The organism is Bartonella tribocorum (assembly GCF_002778015.1).
GTDB lineage: Bacteria > Pseudomonadota > Alphaproteobacteria > Rhizobiales > Rhizobiaceae > Bartonella > Bartonella tribocorum_B.
This window is the reverse complement of record NZ_NJPP01000043.1, coordinates 1-10,734: the sequence shown is the minus strand read 5'-3', so window position 1 is coordinate 10,734 and position 10,734 is coordinate 1. Positions and strand designations below refer to the sequence as shown.

The 10,734-nt window shown below is 39.8% G+C and carries 5 protein-coding genes and 3 pseudogenes; 7 read left to right on the top strand and 1 reads right to left on the bottom strand.

Going from position 1 to position 10,734, the window contains the following annotated elements; translation table 11 throughout:
• Nucleotides 1-361, bottom strand: a 361-nt coding sequence (locus CEV08_RS08475) for a lambda exonuclease family protein (protein WP_143434470.1), incomplete at its 3' end; no start/stop codon positions are given.
• A gap of 20 nt (nucleotides 362-381) precedes the next feature.
• Here CEV08_RS08475 and CEV08_RS10300 point away from each other — a divergent pair.
• The 7 genes and pseudogenes from CEV08_RS10300 to CEV08_RS08440 form a co-directional block, all read left to right on the top strand.
• Nucleotides 382-540, top strand: a pseudogene (locus CEV08_RS10300) (VENN motif pre-toxin domain-containing protein); the annotation flags it as partial.
• Between the two features lie 763 nt (nucleotides 541-1,303).
• Nucleotides 1,304-3,877: pseudogene (locus CEV08_RS08460) on the top strand (DUF6990 domain-containing protein).
• Nucleotides 3,878-3,968: 91 nt separating this feature from the next.
• Nucleotides 3,969-4,319, top strand: coding sequence for an HNH/ENDO VII family nuclease (locus CEV08_RS08455; RefSeq protein WP_100131189.1), 351 nt, complete (start codon nucleotides 3,969-3,971; stop codon nucleotides 4,317-4,319).
• A gap of 270 nt (nucleotides 4,320-4,589) precedes the next feature.
• Complete coding sequence (locus tag CEV08_RS08450; RefSeq protein ID WP_100131188.1) at nucleotides 4,590-5,060, top strand: SMI1/KNR4 family protein; 471 nt, start codon at nucleotides 4,590-4,592, stop codon at nucleotides 5,058-5,060.
• A pseudogene (locus tag CEV08_RS10040) lies at nucleotides 5,057-5,143 on the top strand (SMI1/KNR4 family protein); the annotation flags it as partial. The gene CEV08_RS08450 and the pseudogene CEV08_RS10040, both read left to right, overlap by 4 nt.
• 801 nt (nucleotides 5,144-5,944) lie before the next feature.
• Nucleotides 5,945-7,642 (top strand): ShlB/FhaC/HecB family hemolysin secretion/activation protein, encoded by a 1,698-nt coding sequence (locus CEV08_RS08445; RefSeq protein WP_432417144.1) that lies wholly within the window; start codon nucleotides 5,945-5,947, stop codon nucleotides 7,640-7,642.
• A gap of 23 nt (nucleotides 7,643-7,665) precedes the next feature.
• Nucleotides 7,666-10,734, top strand: a 3,069-nt coding sequence (locus CEV08_RS08440) for a filamentous hemagglutinin N-terminal domain-containing protein (RefSeq protein WP_143434469.1), incomplete at its 3' end; no start/stop codon positions are given.

The window sequence follows — 10,734 nt, the reverse complement described above, 5'->3', positions numbered from 1 at the left end:
TTGGTGATTGTGGGCATTTGACTTCAACTAAACCGTCATCACCAACAAACCCATCAGGACTAGCCCCCGCCATTTGGATTGTGGGGTGTTGGATAAAACCGCATTGAGAGACTTCAGTATCATAAATGAATGCATATTCTTTCAAGGCATCTTCTTCATGTTCAATGCCCCATTGCATAGCAGGTGTTGTATAAAATTGGCTTATTTCTCCTGTTAAACGCTCTGTCATAAGCTTAATTTTATAGTCTTCATATTTGCTTGTAGGGGTTCCCTTTACTGTTTTACTGAGTACGTTGTAAACGTTTGAAGCAGTGACTTTACCTAAACGGGCTTGAAACCACTCTGCTGTTCTTTGTTCCATTTCACACCGTTTTAGAATAAGCGCGTATAAATGTGAAAATTGATGCGCAGTTTGCTGACTTTAGAGCCCACACCATTGATATAGCGCGTGCTGCGGGGGGCTTTGCTGCTGCCCTTGCTGGTGGCAATGTTGATGCCGGCGCTGATGCCGCAGGTAATGCCGCGGAGAATAATTTTATTCCTGCGGTAGCAGCATTTGCAGCTTTCATTGTATCGCTTACACCAGAAGAGTTGGCAGCTTTGTCTCTTTTTATGGCTGGTGGAGCAACTATTGTTCAGTCTCCTAAAAATGGGACCGCTATAGCTGATTTCCTTGCCTATTGGTTTGCATCGAAAAATGCAGAAGAAGATAGTGAAAAAACAAATCAAAAATCATAAGAAGAAAAAAATAAAAATTCTCAAAAGGAAAGTAAAAATAAGAAAAAAATGGAAACAATAAAAAACCACAAAACAATAATGATGGAAAGGGTAACATACTAGCACAAGTCAGGAAGCATCATGATAAAAAGCGCGATGAAAAAAAACAAGAATTAAAGGATGAAGGATGTAGAACATGCAAAACAGAAATAGTATTCAAAACTAAGACGGATAAAGGTACAGTGAGGTCTCGTGCGGATATTGTTTATATAAAAGATGGTAAACTGTTTGTTGGCGAAGTAAAAACGGGGAAGAATGCTAAATTAAGTGAACAACAAAAGATTTTGAAAGAAGCATATAAAAAAGAAATGCAGAGCCCACAAAAGGCAAATTTACGGAATTTGTTAAAGAGAACAAAGAGTTCTTAGAAAAATATCAAAAAAATTTTAAAAATTTTAAAGGAAGTCAAGATCAATTGGAAAAAGCCAATGAAAAATGGATTCAGCAACAATTGGATAAGGGACTAGGGAAACTTGGCTTTAAGCTTTTTCGTTATCTAGGACTTTTTGAATGAAGGTGAATAATGATGAAAACCAAAGATGTAACAGAAATTTTAAAAGGACTTGGGTGGGAACCTTATCGTGCTGAAGATGGTAGTATGTTTGCGCATTATCATTTTCCCGATCGCATTGTAGGCATTAGTTATGATGTTGTAGATTATAGAGAGGATGGGGAAAAGTTTCAATTATCAGCTGATCTTACCACTGCTGCTTATTGCCTTGGTTGGGAATATGATGATGGTGAAGAATCGGAAGACAAATATGAAGATACACTGTTTTCTGCGAAAGAGGATTTCGATGTTACAGCTTCAAATCTTTCAGAAAGCCATGTTAAGGAATCTTTAAATAGGGTTATCGCTTGGGCGCAAGCACAGGATATTGAACAAAAATTGCGTGAGAAAGCCGCTGATCACTCTCTTGTTGCAAAGGCTTTGCTTGGTGATATAGAGAGTTTAAAAGGTTACAAATCTACATCTCAATTACATATACCAGAATTTTCTGATTATCAAATAACGACGCGGTATGATCGTGTTCTTCTTTTTGCGCAAGCCTATAAAAACGGGGAATTGGATGATGTTTTGGCGCGTAAAAAACCTAGAAAAAGGCTGATGAGCATCACTGCGGCAAGCCGTATTTTCAAAACTCAAGGATGGTTCGCCATGGATCCTGGAAAAATGTGGTTGGCTTTGCCTGACCGCTTTGTTGTGCTTAATTTTGGCTTAGGATATCTTAAGGATAAGCACAATGTCCATATTGAGGCAGATACATCTACAGAAGCGATTTCTCTGGCCTGCAATTATATCCACTATGATAGAGAAGATAAACCCAGATCGTTTAGAACTATTTATAAGCCTTTTCAGACGATTGGAAGAGGCATTTATAGTGGCATTGATAATTGTATTGATGTTTGTGTAGAAATGATTAATGAAGAAGAGCTTATCAAAATTTCTGAGCGGGTGATACAGTGGGCACGTGCTCAAGATTTAGAAACGGCGGTAGAAAACAAAACGCTTTTTCAAGAATATAGCTATTATCCAGATATTCCTTGGCATTTAGCTTGTTTAGCGTTAACAGGTAAAATTGATGTGCTGAAATCTTATCAAAATTTTCTGGAAACTGGTACGATTTCTGAACATTTGGATGATAATGACGTAGAAAAATATGTTAACCATGCCGTTGAATTTGCTGAAGGATATCTAACGGTTTTGAAAGAGCGAGAGGTAACAGATGAGCGGCTTGGTTCTCAATTTTTAGTTGTTTTTAATAAAATCGCTGAGCAACTAGAATCAATGGGTTGGACAGTTTATCGGGATAAAAACTACGAACGTAATGCTTATTGTATGGGAAAAGACTGTCTCATCAACATAGTATACAGTTTTGACATGGGAGGAAAAGCACCTAGTCTCACGTTCAAGGCTTCATTCTCAACGCTTGGTTTTTCAACTGCTTATAGGTATACTTTCTCCCAAATGCCTCAATATATAGCCCTAAAAAAATCAGAAGATGTGTATACTGTGTCTAGTGCTGAATTGGATGAAGGCAAGCTAAAGCAGATTTGTACAGATATACTTGAGTGGGCTGAGCAGCAAAATGTCAATCAAATTATCTATGATTATGCTGCTTTGTCTCCAGACGGTAATCTTGATCTTATGAGGTGACACCTAGTTGCCCTTATTCTGGTTGGAGATGTTGAAAAACTCAAATTTTATAAGGAGAGTTTTAAGGCAAAGAATCGCTTAGGCTTTGCAGAAGAAATCACAAAAGATGTTATTGAGGAAGTTCTTTGGTCTACTAGATGTTATCGAATGGGTTTTCCCAAAAACGCTCCGATTTTAAGTTTGGATCCGCAAACGGCATCTGATGCTTCCAAAACTGTTGCAGGTGAGCCGACAGAGGAGGCAGCTGAAACAGATGATAAAGATGCTCCATTGACCATGGAAAGTGCTCATGAACTTTTAAAAAGCTTAGGTTGGTCAACTGAGAAAATCAATGAAGATGATTATATGGCAAGCTATCAATTGGCTGATCGTGAAGTAGATATTCTGTATAACGATGAAGTTGCTAAAGATTGTCCGCAATTTGATAGCGCCTTTTTGATTAGCACGGGCATTTTGGCTTCAGCTTGCAAATTCATTAATCCTACCCACACGGAAGATATCCCAGATATACAACTTAATTTTGAAGCTAAGGGACTGGAAATCTTTGAACCAGAAGTCACTGCGGATCGTTTAACACAAGCGCTTGATGATGCGCTAGAATGGTCAGTAACGGCTATTGATCTTTCTGAAAGGCTCCGCTCTGATTATGGTATAGCTCCTTGGGAAAAGGGTGCAACGGATAAGGGAGATGATACGGATTATGCTTTTCTTCATCTTGGCACTCTTGCTTTGTTGGGTGATGTTGAGACCTTGCATTCTTATCAGCAAAGTTTTGCAACAGGAGATCATCTAGGCTTTGACGACAGCATCAACGAAACTCACCTTGAACGGGCAATAGCTTTAGCCAAAGAAGTGGCAAAATCAAAGCAAGTGAGTTACGCTTTGATTGAACGGGGTGCAAAGGATTTTGACAATCACTCAGAGTTTTCTAGTGAGGAATAACCTCGCTCTCTTGGAAGGAGAGTTTATTAAGCTGATTTAGAACAAAGAATACATTGATTATTTTGAAAAAAATCCGAGGGGCTTATGAATCATGAAATGGATAAAGAAAAACAGTATGGGGGCAGCTGAATCTGTGGAATTTAAAGGTCAAAAAGTTTATCAGGAAGATGAACTGTTTGAGCCTGAAACAGTTTCTTCTTGGAAAGAAAAGGGACAGATAGTAACAGGTACAAATTTGGAAAGAATGGCATCAGGAAGAGCTCCTATTGGAGTCGATTGTAGGCCTATTATGTTACATCCTATGACACAAGAACAAGATAGTCCTATCGCTGAGGTTCTCTACTCATTTTATCAAGGCAAAAGTTTTGTTGCTGATATGAAGCCAAAGACAAATTTTATCAGAAAAGTTATTTGTTGGATTTCAAAAAAAATTTCTAAATAGGAAAAAAGAAAAAGTAATTATTTCAAATATTGGAGTAATGTCCTTAAAAGGTGCTCTCTAAGCTTTAATGATCATCCCTTTTAATTACATCATATATTGTAAATACGAGATGATTTTATAGACCCAGATGAAAAAAGAGCTCCATCAAGAAAATATCCCTTACACTTCTATCAATGTAATCCCAATTCCATTGGTTATAGTAGAGAAATATTGATCAGTAGAAACATTCATTATTAGTAAAAACACGCTATGACTTATGGAGAAAAATTTATGAAAAATTATACTTTATCAGATGTTGCACAATATATTGATATGCATAGCCATGTTATTAATTTTGGGACTAAAGATAATGCACCTGATGATATATTGATTGAAAAAGCTGAGGGAACTCTTGATTTACAATTTACCTTTTCCTACAAGAGTTTTTTAAAAAATTATGGAGGAGGAGAAATAGGAGGGGAAGAAATATTCAGTATTTATGAAATCTGTTCTGGTATTCCTGCTGGTGATATTGTTTACCGAAATTTACTCGATAGAAGAGATGGTTTTATGAACCCCAAACAGCTTGTTGTCTGCACAACTGATTTTGGTGAAAGTTTTTACTTTGATTATACACAGTTTCAGGATGGAGAGTGCCCGCTCTATCTTAAGTTTCCACTTGACGATCCCCAGTATTACGCAAGTAATTTTTATGAATTTCTCTGCAAAAGAATTAAAGAGTACGCAGGCGAAGATTCATGAAAACTTACACTTTAGATGATGTTATACAATTAGTTGATAAATATGAAGGTGATATTGTTAATTTTTGTTTTGGAGAAGAAGAAAGAATAGGTTACCTAATTTGAAAGCAGTTTTGTAATATATTTAAGCTTAATATTTTTACGCATTCTCTATAGCTGTTATGTTCTTTATAGCCATGGCATCATTTTTCATTTTCATAAGAGAAAAGATAAATAGGATATAGGATAATTACGATTTATAGACTGTTATGAAAACATCTAAAGAGAGATTGAYAATTATAGAGATTAGAAAAATCCCTTTTAATAGACTTCAGTCAATGCTGTCAGTTCATTCTAGATCCTATATCATTTTTGGGAGAAGGGTTGCTTAATGCCCTGAACAAAGCGTTTTGCGTAATTGTTGAGGAAGATTTTCAGAAGAGATTTCTGATTGTTTTCTATGATGATTTTTTATGAAAGAATATGCTTGATAGCGCGATGTTTCGTTTGTTTAGCATTTCATATTGAGCGGATTAGAGGAGCTGGCGTGTGAATTTATTTCTCATTATTGATGCGTATATTGTAGCGTTAAACTGGGGATATTGAGGCTTACACATTGACTTTCCGGACAATTTTTGTTAAGGCTCTGAAAGTATAAGTATGGGGGGAAAGCTCTTCACACAGTTATAATCAAGGTGTTTTGTTACTTTGTCTTTGGTTACAGAGATATGTTCTTTTGTTAAAAGCGCATAGGATAGTGGCTGTTTTGATTTGTCTTATCAAGGTTTGATGAAGCGATATAACGCTTCATGAGTGATAAAAGCGGGGCAATCTGTATTGTTATTTATCTTTTTACGTTGGAAGAGTTTTTTTAGGTTTTTTCTTGCCATTTTAGTGTTTTTTGGCATGTTGAGAGGCGTAACAGTTTATGCGCGCACCTCAGCTGTTTTTCATTCTCCAACAGATAATTTTTCTCGTAGATATTCAGAAAAACAGCAATTAGAAAGAATTGAGAATTTACGGGCCTTAACACCTCAAGGCATGACAAGGCCTTCTGAAGGAAAACAGAGAGAATCTTTGGGGAGAGGGTACTGCTTTCCAATTCATGATATAGTTGTCGATGGGGTTTATCATATCAAGAAGAGCTCTGTAGTCGCTGTAACAAATCCCTATGTTGGAAGATGTATCGGTCTTGTCGATATCCAGCTCTTAATCAAGCAGTTAACCAAAATCTATTTGGATCAAGGCTATGTAACGGCGCGTTTTTATATCCCAGACCAGGATATAAAAAGCAGCAAGGTGCTTAAATTTGTTGTTGTTGAGGGCAAGCTTTCGGATATTTATTACAATGGTTTGCCAGCTTTTTCTCATAATAATGTTGTTTGGAGTGCTTTTCCGGGTTTGGAAGGGCATATTCTGAATATGCGTGATATTGAGCAGGGTCTTGATCAAATCAACAGGCTTTTTTCAGGGCATGCTCAAAGCGAACTTCTTCCAGGGCGTGAAGAGGGGAGCACCATTGTCAATATTAACAATCAGCCTAGTAAAGCTTTCAAGGTTCGTGTTTCCCATGATAATTTAGGGCAATCCTCTACGGGTTATGCGCGTTATAGTGCAGGCTTACAGCTAGAAAATATTTTAGGTATGAATGATGCGTGGGATTTTAGCTATCAACGCAGTCAAACAGATTATTGGGGTGGGAGTAAGCAAGAAGGACATAGCAATAATATTTCTGCAAGTGTGAGCATTCCCTATGGTTATTGGACTTTTTGTTTAAATGGCACTGTTTATAATTACCAAAGCATTATCCATGGCAATTTTACCGATATTGAGACGACGGGCAATTCCAGTGAATTACATGCCGGTGCAAGCAGGGTTCTTCACCGCGATAGTGTTTCCTTGACAACTTTGAATGTGGGGCTTTCTTATAAAAGAACCAACAACTACCTTCTTGGCAATAAGATAGAGGTTGGCAGTCGTCAATATAGTGTCGCCAATTTTGGCATTTCGCATTCGCGTCAGATGTTCGGGGGAACATGGACCTTTGATGTGAATTATTTGCAAGGACTTCCCCTTTTTCATTCAGTAAAGAAACATGCTCCAGGAGCGGGGGATGGGGAGCCTCAATTTGCAAAATTTACCGGCACACTCAGTGTTATGACGCCCTTTAAGGTTGGAGAGTGGAATTTTCTGTTGAGCAATCTTTTGAGTGGTCAATATTCACCGCATAATTTATTGGCTGCGGAACAGATTTCATTGGGGAGCGCTTCCAATGTGCGTGGAACGCGTGAGGGTTTAATTTTTGGCAATAACGGTTTTTTTATCCGTAATGAATTGTTGCTGCGCACCATTCCGTGGAGCAACCACGCGACGTTTAAAAAGGTTTTTGGTGAACTTCGCCCTTATGTTGGTTTGGATTATGGTCGTGTTTTTTCGCAACCTTTGTATGGATTTACGAATGAACAGCTTGCTGGTTGGACAGCAGGCATCAAGCTTGCAGGGGGGATGGTTTCTCTTGATGCACGTTATTCCAGTATTTTCTGGAGCACAGTTAAGCACAAAAAGTCAGGAACATTTTTAATGACATTAGCAATGGAACTTTAAGGATAAAGACGGGGAGTTAAAACATGAGACATGAGAAGAGAGAAGAAAGAGCAAAGTTATTAAGCATTTTAGTTTCTAGTACGATGCTCAAGAAGATTTTATTTGGGGGGCTTGGTTTTTCTTGTTTGTTAGCACCTTCAGGGTTACAGGCGCAAATTGCTGTTGATGCGAACGCAGGTGCAGGCCATCGTCCAGATATTGTGGCAGCGCCCAATGGGGTTCCTTCCATTGATATTGTTACCCCCAACAGCCGCGGTTTATCGCACAATAAATATGATGATTTTAATATTGGCAATGGAGGTGTTATTTGGAACAATCACGCGCAAGAAGTGGGGCAATCGCAATTGGGGGGCATTATGCCGGGCAATCCGCATTTGCGTGTTACGGGTTCAGCGAAGGTTATTTTAAATGAAGTGACCAGCAGCAAGCGCAGTGCCTTGAATGGTCCAGGAGAGGTTTTTGGGCGCCTAGCCGATGTGATTATCGCCAATCCCAATGGGATCAGTTGTGATGGTTGTGGGTTTATCAATACGCCTCATGCGACCTTAACCACCGGTGTTCCAGAAATTGATGCTTCTGGTTTTCTGAAAGGTTTTAAGGTGCGAGGTGGGGATATCACTTTTGGTGCAAAGGGTGCTAATTTTTTCTCAGGAAAAGGGGCGGTTGATATCGTTGATATTGTTTCTCGCACAGTGCATTTTGAAGGTCCTGTTGCGGGGAAGGATATTGGTGTTTTTGCTGGAACGGGCAGTTATGATTATACTTCTCGTGAGATGAAAGAGCTCACCGATATTACTGGTAAATCAGAATATGCGATAGATGGTTCTGCTTTGGGAGCTCTCCAGGCAGATCAGATTAAACTTGTTGCGACAGAAAAAGGTGTTGGGGTTCGTATGCGCCATGATATGGCGGCCAATGCGGGACAGTTACATCTTTCTGCGGATGGAAAAATCTCCCTACAGAGTATCTTTGGTCATGGGGGTGTTTCTCTTAAATCGAAAAGCCAGAGCGTCTTGGCAAAACGCATCACTTCCAAAAGGCATGTTGATATTGCGGCAAAAAAAGATGTAACGTTAGAAACTGTTGGGGCGGATGGTCATTTGAAAATAGAGGCACAAGAAGGGCTTTTATCGATTGCAGGGCAAGCAACCTCTGGGGGCGATATGAAGCTGTCTTCGCGCCATGCCATCAAAGTCTCAGGGCTAGGGTCAGGGGCTGATATGGCGTTTGAAACGGGCGGTGATCTGACCATTGCTGGCACTGTTTTGTCTGGGGGCCATTTAAAAGCACATGCTGGTGGTGATATCAGGGCGGATCTTTTAGCTGGTGGGGTTGATATGGCAGCAACGGGGACAGTAGGCAGCTTGATTTTGGGCAACCAAGGGGGTGTTGATCTCCAGAGCAGTCAAGGTGCGATAGCAGCAGAAAGCATTTATGGAGCGGGAGATATCACCCTGGTTTCTCATAACGGGGTTTCGGTTTTTCAAACAATCCTCTCTCATGATAATGTTGCCATTCATACCCAACCTGGTGCTGGAGTTCATTTTGGACAACTGCTTGCTTATGGCAGCGTAGATATTGAGGGTGGGGCGGTTGACTTTTCTTCGCTGATGGCAGGTGGAGATGCTGTTTTAAAGGGTGGCAGCCTTGATGCAGGCACACTGATGACAGGGTTAGATTTTGTTCGCTCTCAGGTGAGCCCTTCGAATCCTACAGGTGCTCTTGTTTTTTATGATAAAGGTTCCCTTTCGATCACAGCACAAGGGGGGATAAAGGTTGGACATATTATCAGTGGTGAAAATATTGACCTTTTTGCTGGCAACGACATTTATTATGATCAGGTTATCGGATATGGCAGTGCAACATTAACATCGGTATCAGGAGGGATTAGTGTTGAGAATGTGCTGTCTGTTATGGGGGATGTGAGGTTGACAGCACCGAGACTGGATTTAAGCAATAATCGTTCTCATATTTACACGCCGCAAACGCTGTATTTAAAGGGGGATCATATTGATGTCTCGGGGAGCGAATTGACTTATGGCGGTTTGGATTTTAACAGTACCAATGTCCTTGATATTCATCATGCACGGTTGCAAGCTGTGACAGATCGGGGGGGAACTGGAGATATTCTTTTTATAGCACCAGGTGTTCTGGTTGATGAGACAACGTTGGTTTTAGCGGCACGAGATTTTGTCATCAAAACAGGGAATTTGCACAATAGTGGTCAATTGGCAGCGGGTCAGAATTTAGCCTTCAGCGTAACAGGGAATGTGACCAACAGCAAAACGGGTTTAATTTATGTGAAGGGCAATGGTGCTCTCAAAGTTGATGGGGCTTTGTTGAATGATGCTGGTGTTGTGATGGCAGAGGGTGATTTATCTTTCACCAATGCGGCGGGCAGCGGAAAAAGCCTTTCCCTTGTTAATAAAGCGGGTTTAATTCAGGTAGGGGGAAACTTAAACATCCAAACCAACTCTCTAAAAAATGAAGCCGATAGCACGCCCATCATCACGGAAAAAAAGGAATATAGCGATATTTCATTCCAAAAACCAGAAGGGGCTGATCAGCTCAGTGATGGGATGTTATATCAGGATGCGAAAATTGGTCTTTGGGGAAAAGGGCACGAACATCAAGACGATAAACTAATAGGGAAAGGGCACGTAGAACTTTACTTAGATATTCCACTTTGGAATAGCAAAGAAGAAACCTATGGCACGGCAACATTGAAAGATGGAACAGTCTATAAGGCTTTTACTTGGAAACATAAGTCTATAAAGAAGGAATTTTCTGTACACCACTATAAATGGAATGGTGATCGCTGGGGAGGATGGTTCTTGCCGAACAATAATTGGTCCCATATGACAGAGGAGACTGTCACGCAGACGTTTTCGCATAAATCGGCGGCTCAGGGGATGATACAATCTCACGGTAATCTGATCATTAACGCTGATAATATTGAGAATAACTATAGCATTATAAAAGCAGGAGAAAATGCGGATATCCATGCGAATGTGTTGACCAATGTAGGGGCAACAGCCTATAAAAACACTTATCTTGGTTGTCAGGCAAATACAGATAGTTATTGTTATGCC

Coding starts and splice junctions, on each gene's coding strand:
- CEV08_RS08455 (WP_100131189.1), top strand. CDS start 3,969: ATGAAATGGATAAAGAAAAACAGTATGGGGGCAGCTGAATCTGTGGAA.
- CEV08_RS08450 (WP_100131188.1), top strand. CDS start 4,590: ATGAAAAATTATACTTTATCAGATGTTGCACAATATATTGATATGCAT.
- CEV08_RS08445 (WP_432417144.1), top strand. CDS start 5,945: ATGTTGAGAGGCGTAACAGTTTATGCGCGCACCTCAGCTGTTTTTCAT.